We start from the raw sequence: 17,100 nt of genomic DNA, 5'->3' as shown, positions 1-17,100 counted from the left end.
GGCTTCAGGGCGGCACGGCCGAGAAGCGCGGCTCCGGCGGCCCGCCGGCGATCTCGCGCACCAGCTTGGCGCGGATCGCCTCGCCATAGAGCTGCCGGTTCATCACCGGTATGACGAAGGCGCCAGGGCCACCGATGACCTCCTGCAGGAAATAGTCGATCAGTTCCGCGGGCGGAACCTTGCCGTCGGGGTTCTCCACGAAGGACACGGTCTCGGGCGCCTCGTCGTCATAGACGATCGGCAGGCCGTTAATGACCACGCCGCGGGCAAGCGCGGCCGCGCGCGCGAGGTGCAGCGGTCGGCCGCGATTGCTCTTGCCGTCGCCCGAGATATCAATGGCCGCGCGCAGGCCGACGAAGCCCGATTGCGCGAACTGCCCCAGGCCGAAGACGATCGCGTCGCCCATGTTGGTACCGTAGGTCAGCCGGCCCGGCGAGACTTCGGCGAGACGGTCGGCGAAGGCCCGTGCCGCCTCCGGGCTGTCGATCAGTGTCCAGGGAACCACAACCCTCTGCCGGTCGGAGCCGCCCCATTCGACATAGGTCACGGCGATGCGCCCGAGCGGGCCGAGCGCGATGGCCCGATGCACCTGCCCATCGCGAAAGGCGGCAATGAAGCCGCCCTGCTGCAGATCCTTCTCCGCGCGGTCCATCGAAGTCGACACGTCGGCCGCGATGACCAGTTCAAGATCCACCGGCAGGCCGCCCTTCCCGTCGGCATCGGCGGGAAGGCTGCCCCCCGCCGCGAGTGACAGCACGAGCAGCCCGCCCAGCCACAGTTCTCTCACCTTCACCCCCCAGAACATGTCCGGCCCCCCGGAGAGAACCAGGCGGATATCACTGTCTTCTGGCGAAATTGTTGCGGGAATTTTTAAATATTCGGCCAATATCCCTTACGTAATGTCAGATGAATAACAAGCAAGCGAGCCTCGCAGGGGGCGCCGGATCACGCCGGATCGGCGGAATTCATGTTCCCGCCCGCTTTCGGCCCTCCGCCCCCTCGCCCCTCCGCCCCTCGCCCCTCCGCCGTCGCGCCTGATAGGCGCGGCCGCGCGCTGCGCGCTATTCCCGCACGGAGAACGGCACCACGCCGCGCCGGTCAGGATCGAGCACGATCTCGCGATCCAGCGGCGGGAAGGCCCGCTCGGGACAGGCGGCGCGCGGACAGATGCGGCAATTGACGCCCAGCGGCGCCGCCGGCGCGGCCTTGAGGTCCAGCCCGTCGGCATAGACGATCTCGCCGGCATAGGAGATTTCGCAGCCCAGCCCCAGCGCATAGCGCCGCTCGCGCTGGCCGTGGCGGAGCGGGGGGCGGGAGGCGCCGCGCGCGAGGCACAGATAGCGCAGGCTGTCGGGCATCTCGCCCACCTGCACCAGCATGCGGGCCGGTTGCTCGAACGCCTCGTGCACGTTCCACACCGGGCAGGCGCCGCCATAGCGGGCGAACTGGAAGCGGGTGGCGCTATGGCGCTTGATGACGTTGCCGGCGCGGTCGACCTTGAGGAAGTAGAACGGCACGCCCTTCTCGCCCGGCCGCTGCAGCGTGGACAGGCGATGGCACACCTGCTCAAGGCTCGCCCCGGTGACGGCGGCGAGAAGATCGAGATCGTGGCGCTTCTCGCGGGCGAGGCGGGCGAAGCGGCGATAGGGCAGGATCAGCGCGCCGGCATAATAGTTCTGCAGCGACAGGCGGCAGACCTCGCGCGCGGTGGCGCTGCGAAAGCCGGCAGTGCTCACATGCTGGTCGATCAGCGCGCTCTGCTCGAAGCGGGCGATCAACGTGGCGAGGCGGAAGGCCTGGCTGGCGCGGCCCTGCGTGCGCGAGAGCGTGGCGGCGCGGCGATGCCGGTCATAGAGGACCAGCGGCGCATCCAGATCCTCGGCCGGCGCCACGTCCACCAGGATGTCGTGCTGCTGGCGCAGATGCCGGGAGAGCAGCGCCACCGCATCCTCGCGCGCGAACAGGTCGAGCGCGGCGCTGCGCTCCTCCGCCGCGCGGTCGAGGCCGTCGACATAATTGTCGATGTAGTGAAAATGGTCGCGCACCTCCTCATAGGGGGCGAGGTTGCGCGCCTCCTCGGGTGCGGCAGCGCCATCCACCTCGCGGGCGACCGAGACGACCGCGTCGTCCAGCGCGGCGCGGCGCTCCTCCAGCCGGCGCATGGCGCCGTGCAGGCGCAGGAAGGCGCGGGCGAAGGCCGGCGCATGGGTGGTGGCGTTCTTCAGATCCTGCAGGCTCGGCTCCAGGCCACGGAACACCGGATCGGCCAGCGCCTCGCGCAGGTCCGCCACGATACGATCGAGATCGTCGGCGCCGAAGCGTGTAATATCGAGATCGAAGGTGCGGCTGATCGCGAGCAGCACCGCCGCCGTCACCGGGCGCTGGTTGCTCTCGATCTGGTTGATGTAGCTCGGCGACAGCGACAGGCGCCGGGCGAAATCCATCTGGGTCAGGCCGAGCCGCTCCCGCACGTTGCGCACCGCGTGGCCGGCGAACACCTTCTTCGACATGGTCTCTCCGATGGGAACGAATAATGGCCGCGTCCCTCCGCCGACCTTTCCCTCTCGCCGCCCGAATTCGACTGCTGCCGAGTTCGGTTCTGGCGAGGCCGAAGCCGGATAGATCCGGCTTCGGCGGAGAGGTGGCCGCGAAGCGGGTCGGTGAGGGGCGACGCCATTGCGAAGCGTCGAACACCCCGCACCCCGGCCCGCACCCCGTCGGGGGAGAGGGAGAACCACTCTGTCGATTTTGTGAAATTTTTACAATTTCACGATCCGCATTTTCACAGCTTATGTTTTGCCCCGCAAGGGCCTAGAAGCGAAGCACGTGGTCGCGACGGCGACCGCACGTCCGAGGGAACGCCCCATGAAGCACATTCTCGACGAGCTCGAACAACGCCGCGCCGGCGCCCGCCTCGGGGGCGGCGAACGGCGCATCCACGCCCAGCACACGCGCGGCAAGCTCACCGCCCGCGAACGCATCGAGCTGCTGCTCGACACCGGCTCGTTCGAGGAATTCGACACGTTCGTCGAGCATCGCTGCGCGGATTTCGGCATGGCCAAGGTGAAGACGCCGGGAGACGGCGTCGTCACCGGCTGGGGCACGGTGAACGGGCGCACGGTATTCGTCTTCGCCAAGGACTTCACCGTGTTCGGCGGTTCGCTCTCGGAAGCGCATGCGGCGAAGATCACCAAGATCCAGGACATGGCGCTGCGCACCCGCGCGCCCATCATCGGCCTGTTCGATGCCGGCGGCGCGCGCATCCAGGAGGGCGTGGCGGCGCTGGGCGGCTATGGCGAGGTGTTCAAGCGCAACGTCATCGCCTCCGGCGTCATTCCGCAGATCTCGGTCATCATGGGCCCCTGCGCGGGCGGCGACGTCTATTCGCCGGCCATGACCGACTTCATCTTCATGGTGCGCGACACGTCCTACATGTTCGTCACCGGCCCGGAGGTGGTGAAGACCGTCACCAACGAGACCGTCACTTCCGAGGAACTGGGCGGCGCCACGGTGCACACCACCAAGTCCTCCGTGGCGGACGGCGCCTACGAGAACGATGTCGAATGCCTCTTGCAGATGCGCCGGCTGATCGATTTTCTCCCCTCGAACAACCAGTCCGGCGTGCCGCACTGGCCGAGCTTCGACGAGACCGAGCGGCTGGACGCCTCGCTCGACACGCTGGTGCCGGACAATCCGAACAAGCCCTATGACATGAAGGAGCTGATCGGGAAGCTCGCCGACGAGGGCGATTTCTTCGAGATCCAATCGGGCTTCGCCGCCAACATCCTCACCGGGCTCAGTCGCATCGCGGGGCGCACGGTGGGCTTTGTCGCCAACCAGCCCATGGTGCTGGCCGGCGTGCTGGATAGCGACGCCTCGCGCAAGGCCGCGCGCTTCGTGCGCTTCTGCGACGCCTTCGAGATCCCCATCGTCACGCTGGTCGACGTGCCCGGCTTCCTGCCCGGCACGGCGCAGGAATATGGCGGGCTGATCAAGCACGGCGCCAAGCTGCTCTTCGCCTATAGCCAGGCCACCGTGCCCCTCGTCACCGTCATCACCCGCAAGGCATTCGGCGGCGCCTATGACGTGATGGCCTCCAAGCATGTCGGCGGCGACGTCAACTATGCCTGGCCGACCGCGCAGATCGCCGTGATGGGCGCAAAAGGCGCGGTGGAGATCATCTTCCGCGCCGATATCGACGATCCCGAGAAGATCGCGGAACGCACGCGCGAATATGAGCAGCGCTTCCTCTCGCCGTTTGTCGCGGCCGAGCGCGGCTATATCGACGAGGTGATCACGCCGCGCTCGACAAGGAAGCGCATCGCCCGCGCGCTCTCCATGCTCGCCTCCAAGAAGGTCGAGACGCCTTCAAGGAAGCACGACAACATGCCGCTTTAGCGACCTGCTCCCTCTCCCGGTGGGAGAGGGCTGGGGTGAGGGGCGAGGCCGCCTCGACATCCTGGAGCCGCCTTCCCCCTCCCCCGGCGCTACGCGCCGTCCTCTCCCCACCGGGAGAGGTGAAGCAGAGGCCCGAGAACCATGTTCTCCAAGATCCTCATCGCCAATCGCGGCGAGATTGCCTGCCGGGTCATCAAGACCGCGCGGCGCATGGGCATCACGACGGTCGCCGTCTTCTCCGATGCCGACAAGGACGCGCTGCATGTCGAGATGGCGGACGAGGCGGTGCATATCGGCGCCGCCCCGGCCGCGCAGTCCTACCTCATCGCCGAGAAGATCATCGAGGCGGCCAGGCTCACCGGCGCCGAGGCGGTGCATCCCGGCTATGGCTTCCTGTCCGAGCGCGCCAGCTTCGCCACCGCGCTGAAGGAGGCCGGCATCGTCTTCATCGGCCCCAATCCGGGGGCCATCGAGGCGATGGGCGACAAGATCGAATCGAAGAAGGCCGCGGCGGCGGCGGATGTCTCGACCGTTCCGGGCTATCTCGGCGTGATCGAGGATGCCGTTCATGCGGCAAGGATCGCCGACGAGATCGGCTATCCCGTGATGATCAAGGCCTCGGCCGGCGGCGGCGGCAAGGGCATGCGCATCGCCCATTCGCGCGACGAGGTGCAGGACGGTTTTGAGCGCGCCCGCTCGGAGGCGAAGTCCTCCTTCGGCGACGACCGGGTGTTCGTCGAGAAGTTCATCGTCGAGCCGCGCCACATCGAAATTCAGGTGCTGGGCGACAAGCACGGCAACGTCATTTATCTCGGCGAGCGCGAATGCTCGATCCAGCGCCGCAACCAGAAAGTGGTCGAGGAAGCCCCCTCGCCGCTGCTCGACGCCGCCACCCGCACGCGCATGGGCGAGCAGGCGGTGGCGCTGGCAAGGGCTGTCAATTACGACAGCGCCGGCACGGTCGAGTTCGTCGCCGGGCAGGACAAGTCGTTCTATTTCCTGGAGATGAACACCCGGCTGCAGGTGGAACATCCCGTCACCGAGCTTGTCACCGGCATCGACCTTGTCGAGCAGATGATCCGCGTCGCGGCGGGCGAGCCGTTGTCGATCCGCCAAGCCGACGTGAAGCTGAAGGGCTGGGCGGTGGAGAGCCGCGTCTATGCCGAGGACCCCTATCGCTCCTTCCTGCCCTCCATCGGCCGGCTCACCCGCTACCGGCCCCCGGCGGAAGGCGTGAAGGACGGCATCACCACCCGCAACGACACCGGCGTCTATGAGGGCGGGGAAATCTCGCTCTATTACGACCCGATGATCGCCAAGCTGATCACCCATGCGCCGACGCGCGAGGTAGCGATCGAGGCGCAGGCGGACGCGCTCGATGCTTTCGCCATTGACGGCATCCAGCACAACATCCCGTTCCTCGCCGCGCTGATGACGCATGAGCGCTGGCGGGCCGGCCGGCTTTCCACCGGCTTCATCGCGGAAGAATATCCCGACGGATTCCACCCCACCGCACCCACGCCGGCGCTGGCGCGCCGGCTCGCGGCGGTGGCGGCGGTCATCGACAATGTGGGCAATGCGCGCAAACGCCGGATTTCCGGCCAGCTGGCGGGGCGGCCCGTGGTGTTCGAGCATCAGCGCGTGGTTCGTCTCGGGGATTTGAGCCTGCCCTGCGAGGTGGATCGCGCGGCCGGCGGCTTCATCGTCACCTTCCTCGACGCCGAGGGCCGGCCGGACGGCACGCATGAGCTGCGCACCGGCTGGCAGCCCGGAGAACCGGTGTGGAGCGGCGTGTTCGACGAGGATGCCATCGCCGTGCAGGTGCGCCCGCGCCTCAACGGCGTGGCGCTCGCCCATCGCGGCGTGGCGGTCAACGCGCTGGTCTATACGCGCCGCGAGGCGGAACTTGCCGCGCTGATGCCCGAGAAGGTGCAGGCCGGCAGCGGCAAGCAGTTGCTCTGCCCGATGCCGGGCCTCGTCATCTCCATCACGGTGACCGAGGGGCAGGAAGTGAAGGCCGGCGAGCCGCTCGCCGTGGTCGAGGCGATGAAGATGGAAAACGTGCTGCGCGCCGAGCGCGACGCCACCGTGGGGAAAATCCTCGCCAAGGCAGGCGACAGCCTCGCCGTCGACGCCGTGATCCTCGAATTCGCCTGAGGCCAGCCAAGGGAGCCCCGCCGTGGACCGTGAGACGCCTGCGCCTGATCTCGCCGCCTTCCCGGCCGCGCGCCGCGAGGACTGGCTGAAGCTGGTCGACGGCGTGCTCAAGGGCGCCCCCTATGAGCGGCGCATGGTGACGCGCACGGCCGACGGCATCATGCTCGACGCCCTGCCCGCGCGCCGGCCGCAGGCCGCGCCGCTTGCCGGCCGGCCGGCCGGCGCCCCGTGGCGGGTGATCGCGCGCATCGACCATGCCGATCCGGCGGCGGCCAATGCGCAATTGCTGGAAGATCTCGACGGAGGGGCGGACGGGGCGAGCCTGGTCTTCGCCTCGGCGCCCTCGGCCGCCGGCTTCGGCCTGCCGGCCCGGCACGAGGAACTGCTACGGGCGCTCGCCGGCGTGCTGCCCGATCTCGTCACGCTGCGCGTCGAGGCCGGGCACTATCAGGCGCGCGACATCGCCCTCGCGCTCGCCCGCCTGTTTGAAAAGCAAGCCCCCGCCGGGCTCGACATCCGCTTCGGGCTCGATCCGATCGGTGATTTCGCCGCGCTCGGGGCCGCCCCCATCGAATGGGACGCGCTGTCCGCCCGCCTCGGCCAGACGGTCGGCACGCTGCGCGCGCGTGGGTTTCGCGCGCCGATGGTGCGGGCGGACGGGCGGCTGCACCACGCGGCGGGCGCCACCGACGCGCAGGAACTCGCGGCCGTGCTGGCGACCGCCGCGGCCTATCTGCGGGCGCTGGAGGCCGCCGGCCTTTCCCTGGAGGACGCCGCCGGCGCCATCGAGGTGACGCTGACCGCCGATGTCGACCAGTTCGGCACGCAGGCCAAGCCGCGCGCCTTCCGCCTGCTGTGGACGGCGATGCTCGCGGCCTGCGGCGTCGAAGCCGGACCAGTGGCGATCCACATGGAAACGGCCTGGCGTTCCCTCACCCGGCGCGACCCCTATGTGAACCTGCTGCGGGGCACCATCGCCGCCTTCGCCGCCGGGGTCGGCGGGGCGGACAGCCTCACCGTGCTGCCCTTCACGCAGGCGCTCGGCCTGCCCGATGACGCCGCACGCCGCCTCGCCCGCAACACGCAGCTCATCCTGATCGAGGAAGCCAACATTCATCGCGTCGCCGATCCCGGCGCCGGGGCGGGCGCCATCGAGGCGCGCACCGAAACGCTCGCCGCGAGCGCCTGGGCGCTGTTCCGGGCCATCGAGCAGGAGGGCGGCATGGTGGAAAGCCTGGCCTCGGGCACCTGGCAGCGGCGCCTCGCCGCCGCCCGCACCGCCCGCGCCCACGACATCGCCACCCGCCGCCTGCCGATCACCGGTACCTCGGAATTTCCGGCTCTGGGCGAAAACGTGCCGAGCGTGCTGGCGCCCACCCGCCGTGCCGCCTCGACGCCGCCCTCCGAGGGCGCGCTCCTGTGCGAGCCGCTGCTGCCGCACCGCCTTGCCGAGCCGTTCGAGCGCCTGCGCGACGCCGCCGAGGCCATGAGCGCGGCGCCGCGCGTGTTCCTCGCCAATCTCGGCGCGCCGGCGGACTTCACCACCCGCGCCGGCTTCGCCCGCAATGTCTTCGAGGCCGGCGGCATTGCCGCACTTTCCAATGACGGCTTTACCGACTGGACGGTGCTGGCGGGCGCTTTCCGCGCCTCCTGTGCCCGTATCGCCTGCCTGTGCTCGTCGGATGCGCTCTATGCGACCGAGGCCGTCGCCGCCGCCGCTGCGCTCAAGGCGGCCGGCGCCGACATCGTCTTCCTCGCCGGCAAGCCGGGCGAGCCGGAGGGCGAATGGCGCGCCGCCGGTATCGAGGGCTTCATCTTCGCCGGCGCGGACGTATTTCAGGTATTGCGCGACCTTCATGCGCGGCTCGGCATCGGCGGGAGGGAACCATGAGCCGTTCCGCTCATTCTCTTCAGGTCGACACTTGTCGCGACCTGGAAGGGAAAAGCCATGAAGACGCTGGCCTATGCCACGGGCGTGGCGGCGGTTTGCGGGGCACTGCTCGCCCTCCCGCTCGCCGCGCAGCAGGGCCCTGCCGAGACGCTGCACGATGGAGTCTGGCAGGTCGCCACGGAACCGGCGACCGGTCCATGTTCCAAGCGGATGGAATTCAAGCTGTCGGTGGATGCCGGCCAGATCAGCTATGCCGGCATGCTGCCGGTGGAAGCGAGCGGCTCGGTCGACCCGCTCGGCGTGATCGAGATCCGCGTCGTGCGCGGCGCCGAAACCGTGTCGGCCAAGGGGCTGGTACGGGGCGACACGGCCTCCGGCGAGTGGATATCGCCGGATCGCAATTGCACGGGATCGTGGGTGGCACGCCGGGCCTGACAATGGCGGCTCTCACCCGCAGGGAGGGTGATCGATGAGCCGCATTCCGAACTTCGCCGGCATCGAATGGCAGAGTCGCGCCCCCGCCGCGCCGCCGGTCGATGTCGCGGACTGGACGACGCCCGAGCGCATCGCGGTCAAGCCGCTCTACGGGCCGGACGACATTGCCGGGCTCGGTTTCGTGGACAGTTTCCCCGGCATCGCGCCCTTCCTGCGCGGCCCCTACCCCACCATGTACGCGACCCAGCCCTGGACCATCCGGCAATATGCCGGCTTCTCCACGGCCGAGGATTCCAACGCCTTCTATCGGCGCAATCTTGCCGGGGGGCAGAAGGGGCTCTCGGTCGCCTTCGATCTCGCCACGCATCGCGGCTATGACAGCGACCACCCACGCGTGGCGGGCGATGTCGGCATGGCCGGCGTGGCGATCGATTCGATTCTCGACATGCGCACGCTGTTCGACGGCATCCCGCTGGACCAGATGAGCGTGTCCATGACCATGAACGGGGCGGTGCTGCCGATCCTCGCGCTCTATGTCGTGGCGGCGGAGGAACAGGGCGTGAAGCCCGCGCAGCTCTCCGGCACCATCCAGAACGACATCCTCAAGGAGTTCATGGTCCGCAACACCTATATCTACCCGCCCGCCCCCTCGATGCGCATCATCTCCGATATTTTCGCCTTCACCTCCAAGGAGATGCCGCGCTTCAACTCGATCTCGATCTCCGGCTACCACATGCAGGAGGCGGGGGCGACGCAGGACCTGGAGCTGGCCTACACGCTGGCCGACGGGCTGGAATATGCGCGCGCCGGCATGGCCGCCGGAATGCCGATCGACGCGTTCGCGCCGCGCCTGTCCTTCTTCTGGGCGATCGGCATGAATTTCTTCATGGAGGTCGCGAAACTGCGCGCCGCCCGGCTGATCTGGGCTCGGCTCATGGCCGATCTCGGGGCCTTGAGCCCGAAGTCGCTGCCGCTGCGCACCCATTCGCAGACATCGGGCTGGAGCCTGACCGCGCAGGACCCGTTCAACAATGTGATGCGCACCATGGTCGAGGCGATGGCGGCGACGCAGGGCCACACCCAGTCGCTGCATACCAACGCGCTGGACGAGGCGCTGGCCCTGCCCACCGACTTCTCCGCCCGCATCGCGCGCAACACGCAGATACTGTTGCAGCAGGAAAGCGGCACGACCCGCGCCATCGATCCATGGGGCGGCTCGTTCTTCGTGGAAAAGCTCACCGCCGACCTTGCCGCCAAGGCGCTGGCGCATATTGCCGAGGTCGAGCAACTTGGCGGCATGGCCAGGGCGATCGAGGCCGGCATTCCCAAGCTGCGCATCGAGGAAGCCGCCGCCACCACGCAGGCGCGGATCGATTCCGGCGCGCAGACCGTGGTGGGCGTCAACCTGTTCAAGCCCACGCGCGAGACGCCGCTGGACGTCCTGCGGGTGGACAACACCAAAGTGCGCGCCGCGCAGATCGACAAGCTGCGGCGGCTCAAGGCCGAGCGCGATCCTGGGGCCGTGGAATCCGCCCTCACGGCGTTGCAGAACGGCGCGGCGGGCGGCGCCAACCTGCTCGCCCTCGCCATCGATGCCGCGCGTGCCAAGGCGACGGTGGGCGAGATATCGGATGCGCTGGAGCGCGTCTTCGGCCGTCACCGGGCGGAAATCCGCGCGGTCTCCGGCATCTACCGGCGGGAGGCGGGGGCGATGAGCGACAGGGTGACGCGCGTGCGCGAACGCGTCGAGGCATTTGAGCACGAAGAGGGCCGGCGCCCGCGCATTCTGGTCGCCAAGGTGGGACAGGACGGGCATGACCGCGGCCAGAAGGTGATCGCCTCGGCCTTTGCCGATCTCGGCTTCGACGTCGATATCGGCCCGCTCTTCGCCACGCCGCAGGAGGCGGCGCGGCAGGCGGTGGAGAATGACGTGCATGTCATCGGCATCTCCTCGCTGGCCGCCGGCCATCTCACGCTGGTGCCGCAGGTGAAGGCCGCGCTGGCGGCGGAGGGGCGGCCGGACATCATGGTCGTGGTCGGCGGCGTGGTGCCGCCACAGGACTATGACGCCGTGCATGCCGCCGGTGCCGAGGCGATCTACCCGCCCGGCACGGTGATCGCGGAGGCGGCGGAGGGCCTGCTCGACAAGCTCGGCGAGCGGCTCGGCCACGCCCGCGCGGCCGCGCCGTAGCGCCCCCCGCCGGCGCATGGCCTCCCCCGCGTGTGCGGGAAGGACCGGAGGAACCGTGCGCGCTGCGCCCTTCCTCCTCGCCGCGCGACGTTGCGATAAGCAGGACTGACCAAAGATGCGGCAGCATGGCCGGTGGCGCGCGCGAAAGCGGCAGCCGCGGGCCTGCGGACGCCCATGCGGCGAGGTCAGGCCGCCCACGGGCAGCAGACTCCCATCAACCTATTGAACAATCAGGTAATATTTGGAGGCCGATCGGCCAGCCGGCCGCAGCGCGCGCGCGGCGGGTCCGTTGCCATGACGGCGCCGGAACCTTGGCACACCGCTTGCTTACAGGCTTGTATACAAGTTTGCAGGCCACGCCATGAACCCCGCCAGTGCCAATATCGAGGAGGCGATCCTCTCCGCCATCCTCGCCGGCCGCATCAATCCCGGCACGCGGCTGGGCGAGCAGAAGCTCGCCGACCTGTTCGGCGTGTCCCGCACCCGCGTGCGCGAGGCGATGATGCGGCTGGAGACGCGCGGCGTGGTGCAGGTGAGCGCCCGTCGCGGCTGGTTCGTGGTCGAGCCCTCGGCCGAGGAGGCGCGCGAGGCGTTCCAGACCCGCCGCGTCATCGAGACCGGCCTGCTGCAGACCGTGCGGGAGGTGTCCCCGGCGGTACTGAAGAGCCTCCGGGAACATGTCGCCATCGAGCGCGCGGCGATCGAGACCGGCGACGTCTCCTCCCGTGCCTGCCTGCTGGGCGACTTCCACATCCACCTCGCCGATGCGCTCGGCAACCGCCTGCTGACCGAGATCATCCGCGACCTGACGGCGCGCACCACGCTGATCTCGATGCTCTACCAGCCGACGGAGAAGGCGGAAGAGTCCAGCCATGATCACGAGGACATCGTCGCGGCCATGGAAGCGGGCGATCTCGCCCGTGCCGCCCGGCTGATGGACGAGCATATCGGCAAGGTCGAGGCCGGTCTCGACCTCACCGCCAAGCCCGATCCGCTCGCGGGGCTTCGCGAGCTTCTGTCGCCGTCGACCTTTGCCGGCAACGCGCCTTCCGTCCCTCATCATCACACCCCTGCCCCCTCGTTCGAGAAAGAGGATTGACCGCATGAACCGTCGCACCCTCATCGCCCGTTCGCTTGGCGCCCTTGCGGCCGGCGCGCTGCTGGCCGCCGCGCAGGCGCCGCTCGCGCAGCTGTCGCCCGCCCGGGCGGACGCGCTCGCCACCATCGAGACAGCCAAGCTCATCCGCATCGCGGTGCCGCAGGACTTCCCGCCCTTCGGCAGCGTCGGCGCCGACATGGCGCCCAAGGGCTATGATGTCGACGTCGCCCGGCTGATCGCCGAGAAGCTTGGCGTGAAGGTCGATCTGGTGCCGGTGACGAGCGCCAACCGCATTCCCTACCTGCAGACCAACAAGGTCGACCTCGTCATTTCCTCGCTGGGCAAGAATCCCGAGCGCGAGAAGGTGATCGACTTCTCCACCGCCTATGCGCCGTTCTTCTCCGGCGCGTTCGCGCCCGCCGACGTGAAGGTGAGCGAGGCCAAGGACCTGGCCGGCAAGACCATCGCCGTCACCCGCGGCGCCACCGAGGATCTGGAACTCACCAAGTTCGCCCCCGCCGACGCCACCATCAAGCGCTACGAGGATAATAACGGCACCATCTCCGCCTTCCTCTCGGGCCAGGTCGACGTGGTGGTGACGGGCAACGTGGTGGCCGCCGCCATCCTCGCGCGCAACCCGCCGAAGAAGCCGGAGCTGAAGTTCCTGATCAAGAACTCGCCCTGCTATATCGGCCTCAACAAGAACGAGCCGGCGCTGCTGGCCAAGGTCGACGCCATCATCGCCGCCGCCAAGAAGGACGGCTCGCTCGACGCCATTTCCGAGAAGTGGCTCGGCGCCAAGCTGCCCGCCGACCTGTGAGGACGGCTCCGCAGCCACGGAACCGTGACGGCTGATCCCTCGGCGGGCCGCGTGGCCCGCCTCCCCCTCACCGCCGCATCAGCGGGAGTTCAGGCATGAACTACGCGTTCGATTTCGGCTGGCTGTTCGACTATTGGCCAGTCCTGGTGAAAGGCATTCTCATCACGGTCGAGCTGACGCTGGTGGGCGGCATTCTCGGCGTGTCGCTCGGCATCGCCTGCGCCTGGGCGCGGGCGCTCGGGCCGCGCTGGCTCGGGGCGATCGTCGCCACCTATGTGGAGCTGATCCGCAACACGCCGTTCCTGATCCAGCTGTTCTTCATCTTTTTCGGCCTGCCGGCCCTCGGGGTGCGCATGGGCGAGCTGGAAGCGGCCAATCTCGCCATGGTGATCAATCTCGGCGCCTATGGTTGCGAGATCATCCGCGCCGGCATCCAGGCGACGCCGCGCGGCCAGTTCGAGGCGGGCGCGAGCCTGGGCATGAGCCGTATCCAGACCTTCTGGTACGTGGTTCTGGTGCCGGCGCTGCAACGGATATGGCCGGCGCTGTCCTCGCAGATCGTCATCGTCATGCTGGGATCGGCGGCGGTGTCGCAGATCGCGGCGGAGGACCTCACCTTCGCGGCCAATTTCATCCAGTCGCGCAGCTTCCGGGCGTTCGAATCCTATTTCGTCGCCACCCTGATCTACCTCGCCCTCGCCATCGGGCTGCGCCAGCTGCTGCGCGGCCTCGGCTGGACCATCTTCCCCCGCCGAGCGGCCCGGTGAGGAGGCGCGCATGACCGATTTCACCACCTGGGACATCCTGCGCAACCTGCTGCTGGCGGCGCGCTGGACCGTGCTGCTCTCCCTCGTTTCCTTCATCGGCGGCAGTCTGGTCGGCGTGGCGCTGCTCTTCGCGCGCATCGGCAAGAGCGGCGGTGGGCGGGCCTTCGTCAAAGCCTATGTCGAGATCTTCCAGGGCACGCCGCTGCTGATGCAGCTGTTCCTCACCTTCTTCGGCCTTGGCCTGTTCGGCATCGATGTGCCGGCCTGGCTGGCGGCGGGGCTGGCGCTGATCCTGTGGTCGGCCGCCTTCCTCACCGAGATCTGGCGCGGCTGCGTCGAATCCGTCGCCAAGGGCCAGTGGGAGGCCTCAAGCAGCCTGGGCATGGGCTATCTGCAGCAGATGCGCTGGGTGATCCTGCCGCAGGCGCTGCGCGTCGCCGTGCCGCCCACGGTCGGCTTCTCCGTGCAGGTGGTGAAAGGCACGGCGCTCACCTCGATCATCGGCTTCGTGGAACTTTCCAAGGCCGGGACGATGGTAACGAATGCCACGTTCGAACCCTTCACCGTCTATGGCTTCGTCGCCCTGATCTATTTCTGCCTGTGCTGGCCGCTTTCCAAGTCCTCCCAGATCCTCGAGAGGAAGCTCAATGTCGCTCATCGAAATCACTGAAGTGAAGAAGCGCTTCGGCGACAATGAAGTGCTCAAGGGCATCAATATCGATGTCGCACCGGGCGAGGTCATCGCCATTATCGGCAAGTCGGGCTCCGGCAAATCCACGTTGCTGCGCTGCATCAACGGGCTGGAGACCATCGACGAGGGTTCCATCTCGGTGGCGGGCGCCCAGCTCCTGCCGGACGAGCTGCACCTCAAGGCGCTGCGGCTGAAGGTCGGCATGATCTTCCAGGGGTTCAACCTGTTCCCCCATCTCACCGCCGGCCGCAATGTCATGCTCTCGCAGATGGTGGTGAAGAAGACACCAAAGGCCGAGGCCGAGGGGATGGCGAAGAAGATGCTGGAGCGGGTGGGCCTCGCCCACAAGTTCGATGCCTACCCGGACCAGCTCTCCGGCGGCCAGCAGCAGCGCGTCGCCATCGCCCGCGCGCTCGCCATGCAGCCCATCGCGCTGCTCTGCGACGAGATCACCTCGGCGCTCGATCCCGAACTGGTCAACGAGGTGCTGAGCGTGGTGAAGGAACTCGCCAGCGAGGGCATGACGCTGCTCATGGTGACGCATGAAATGCGCTTCGCCCGCGACGTGTGTTCGCGCGTCGTGTTCATGCACCAGGGCCGGGTGCATGAGATCGGGCCGCCGGAAAAAGTGTTCGCCAACCCGGCGACGCCCGAGCTCAAGCAGTTCCTCGGCGTCATCCACTGACGCCACCATGGCAAGGTTCGATAGGGCGGGATCCGGGCGTCAGCCGCCGCCCGGATCCGTGGCCATGAGCAGGGAGGCGGCGCGCCGCCGATAGGCGCCGCCGCTGGCGAACAGTTCGGCGACCCAGTCGACGAAGACCCGCAGCCGGCTCGAAAGATGCCGGTTGGGGGCATAGACCACGTGCAGCGTGATCGCCTCGCACTCCCAGTCCGGCAGCACGCGCACCAGCCGCCCGGCCTCCATATAGGGCTTCACCATCGGCTCGCTCCCCTGGATGATGCCAAGTCCCGCGAGGCCGGCGGCGAGATAGGCGGTGGAATCGTTGACCGCCACCGCATGGGGTAGGCCGAGATCGTAATGCTCGTCGCCGCGCATCATGGCGAAACTGACCGGCCGCCCGGTGCGGGCGCTGAAATAGCCGACCACGCGGTGCCCGCTCTCCAGCTCGCGCGGATGCAGCGGCAGGCCGTACTGACGGATATAGTCCGGCGCGGCGCAGGGCACGAGTTGCACCTGGCCGATGCGCCGGGCGATCAGCGTCGGGTCCGTGAGGCTGCCGCCGCGAATGGCGCAGTCGACATTCTCCGCCACCAGATCCACCGGCCGGTCGGACACGCCCATGTCGAGCTGGATGTCGGGGTAGCGCGCGATGAAATCGGGCAAGGCGGGAATGAGCGCATAGAGCGCCAGCGAGGACGGCACATCGACCCGCAACCGCCCCGAGGGGGTGGCCTGCGAACGCATCATGGAGCCGTCCAGTTCGTCGAGATCGGACAGCAGCGCGAGCGCCCGCTCGTAATAGGCGGCGCCGTCCGGCGTCACCCCGACGCGCCGGGTGGTGCGGTTGAGCAGCTTGGTGCGCAGATGCGCTTCCAATTGCTGGATCAGCTTGGTGACGGTCGGCTTGGGGCTGTCCAGCAGGTCGGCGGCGCGGGTGAAGGTGCCCGCCTCCACCACGCGGACGAAGGCGCGCATCGCCGCAATCTGATCCATGACAACCTCGCCATTGTTTCCATAGGTGAACAATGTAATCCAGATTCAGCTATTTTTTCACCCTGAGCACGAGACTAAGTTTCGCCGCACTGCAACAGGTGAGATCCGGGAGCCTCCGCGCGCCCCGATTTCCAGGGTGAGCGACATGTCGGCGCTGTGGACCGAGGACAAGCTGGATCTGGACGGGACGGTATTGCCGGTCCGTGTCTACCGGGCCGGCGCGGCGCTGCGCCCGACCCCGCTCGTGCTGCACCTGCATGGCGGCACGTTCACCTGCGGCGATCTCGACTGCAGCGCCATGATCTGCCGTACCATGGCCGAGGCCGGCGCGGTGGTCGTCTCCGTCGATTATCCGCTGGCCCCCGAGCATCCCTTTCCCGCCGCGCTCAATGTGAGCTTCGCCGCGCTCGACCTGCTCTATCGCCAGCGGGCGCGCTGGGCGGGCCGCGGCGCCCGGCTGTTCGTGGCCGGCGAGGAGGCGGGGGCCAACATCGCCACTGCCCTCACGCTGATGGCGCGCGATCAGCACCGCCCGCCCATTGCCGGGCAGATCCTCATTTCGCCCATGCTGGATCCGTGCCTCGGCTCGCACTCGATCCGTGCCGCGGCCGTGGGCGAGGCGGGCTGCAAATGGGCGGATGGCTGGCATTTCTATCTCGGCAGCGCCGACAAGGCGGCCCACCCCTATGCCGTGCCGCTGGGTTCGCGGCGCCTGGGCGGCATCGCCCCCGCGCTCATCCTCACCTCGGACGATTGTCCGACGCATGATGAGAGCGTCGAATATGGCCAGCGCCTCGGCAGGTGTGGCGTGCCGGTGCAGAGCCATGTCGTTTCTGATCCCCCCGACTGGCCGCCCGACGGCCCGCCGGATGCGGCCAGCCTGCCCCTCTGGGCGCAGACGCTGCTGCCGCTGTTCACCACATTCCTGACGGCGCCCGCACCTGCCGCCGCCGTCCGCACTGTTCAGGCCTGA

14 protein-coding genes are annotated in these 17,100 nt (G+C 68.4%); 11 read left to right on the top strand and 3 right to left on the bottom strand.

Annotated features, from left to right (window positions below; genetic code table 11):
• Nucleotides 1-4: 4 nt before the first annotated feature.
• Both QOZ99_RS12515 and QOZ99_RS12510 read right to left on the bottom strand, forming a co-directional pair.
• Nucleotides 5-805, bottom strand: coding sequence for a DUF1194 domain-containing protein (locus QOZ99_RS12515; protein WP_306890312.1), 801 nt, complete (start codon nt 803-805; stop codon nt 5-7).
• A gap of 256 nt (nt 806-1,061) precedes the next feature.
• Entirely contained in the window at nt 1,062-2,510 is a 1,449-nt protein-coding gene (locus QOZ99_RS12510) for a helix-turn-helix domain-containing protein (RefSeq protein WP_306890311.1), read from the bottom strand.
• 355 nt (nt 2,511-2,865) lie between these two features.
• Here QOZ99_RS12510 and QOZ99_RS12505 point away from each other — a divergent pair, with 355 nt between their 5' ends.
• The 10 genes from QOZ99_RS12505 to QOZ99_RS12460 all read left to right on the top strand — a co-directional run bounded on the left by QOZ99_RS12505 (nt 2,866) and on the right by QOZ99_RS12460 (nt 15,134).
• Nucleotides 2,866-4,398, top strand: a complete 1,533-nt coding sequence (locus QOZ99_RS12505) for an acyl-CoA carboxylase subunit beta (RefSeq protein WP_306890310.1) — start codon at nt 2,866-2,868, stop codon at nt 4,396-4,398.
• A gap of 141 nt (nt 4,399-4,539) precedes the next feature.
• Nucleotides 4,540-6,555: an acetyl-CoA carboxylase biotin carboxylase subunit gene (locus QOZ99_RS12500; RefSeq protein WP_306890309.1), complete on the top strand. Its 2,016-nt coding sequence runs from the start codon at nt 4,540-4,542 to the stop codon at nt 6,553-6,555.
• Between the two features lie 22 nt (nt 6,556-6,577).
• Nucleotides 6,578-8,446, top strand: coding sequence for a methylmalonyl-CoA mutase family protein (locus QOZ99_RS12495; protein ID WP_306890308.1), 1,869 nt, complete (start codon nt 6,578-6,580; stop codon nt 8,444-8,446).
• A gap of 57 nt (nt 8,447-8,503) precedes the next feature.
• Nucleotides 8,504-8,881: a hypothetical protein gene (locus QOZ99_RS12490; RefSeq protein WP_306890307.1), complete on the top strand. Its 378-nt coding sequence runs from the start codon at nt 8,504-8,506 to the stop codon at nt 8,879-8,881.
• 34 nt (nt 8,882-8,915) lie between these two features.
• Entirely contained in the window at nt 8,916-11,072 is a 2,157-nt protein-coding gene (scpA, locus tag QOZ99_RS12485; protein ID WP_306890306.1) for a methylmalonyl-CoA mutase, read from the top strand.
• Nucleotides 11,073-11,433: 361 nt separating this feature from the next.
• Nucleotides 11,434-12,171, top strand: coding sequence for a GntR family transcriptional regulator (locus tag QOZ99_RS12480; protein ID WP_306890305.1), 738 nt, complete (start codon nt 11,434-11,436; stop codon nt 12,169-12,171).
• A gap of 4 nt (nt 12,172-12,175) precedes the next feature.
• A complete protein-coding gene (locus QOZ99_RS12475; RefSeq protein ID WP_306890304.1) occupies nt 12,176-12,991 on the top strand; it encodes a transporter substrate-binding domain-containing protein in 816 nt (271 codons plus the stop codon).
• Nucleotides 12,992-13,086: 95 nt separating this feature from the next.
• Nucleotides 13,087-13,758, top strand: a complete 672-nt coding sequence (locus tag QOZ99_RS12470) for an amino acid ABC transporter permease (protein WP_183187830.1) — start codon at nt 13,087-13,089, stop codon at nt 13,756-13,758.
• A gap of 10 nt (nt 13,759-13,768) precedes the next feature.
• A complete protein-coding gene (locus tag QOZ99_RS12465; protein ID WP_306890303.1) occupies nt 13,769-14,428 on the top strand; it encodes an amino acid ABC transporter permease in 660 nt (219 codons plus the stop codon).
• On the top strand, nt 14,406-15,134 hold the full coding sequence (locus tag QOZ99_RS12460; RefSeq protein ID WP_306890302.1) for an amino acid ABC transporter ATP-binding protein: 729 nt from the start codon (nt 14,406-14,408) through the stop codon (nt 15,132-15,134). Before QOZ99_RS12465 ends, QOZ99_RS12460 begins: the two co-directional genes overlap by 23 nt.
• Nucleotides 15,135-15,173: 39 nt before the next feature.
• Here the strand turns inward: QOZ99_RS12460 and QOZ99_RS12455 are convergent, their stop codons facing one another.
• Nucleotides 15,174-16,127, bottom strand: a complete 954-nt coding sequence (locus QOZ99_RS12455; protein WP_306890301.1) for a LysR family transcriptional regulator — start codon at nt 16,125-16,127, stop codon at nt 15,174-15,176.
• A 145-nt stretch (nt 16,128-16,272) separates the two neighbouring features.
• Here QOZ99_RS12455 and QOZ99_RS12450 point away from each other — a divergent pair, with 145 nt between their 5' ends.
• Nucleotides 16,273-17,100, top strand: a complete 828-nt coding sequence (locus QOZ99_RS12450; protein WP_306890300.1) for an alpha/beta hydrolase — start codon at nt 16,273-16,275, stop codon at nt 17,098-17,100.

Source organism: Ancylobacter amanitiformis (assembly GCF_030814815.1).
GTDB lineage: Bacteria > Pseudomonadota > Alphaproteobacteria > Rhizobiales > Xanthobacteraceae > Ancylobacter > Ancylobacter amanitiformis.
The sequence above is the reverse complement of the archived record's forward strand: the minus strand, read 5'-3'. Positions and strand labels throughout refer to the sequence as shown.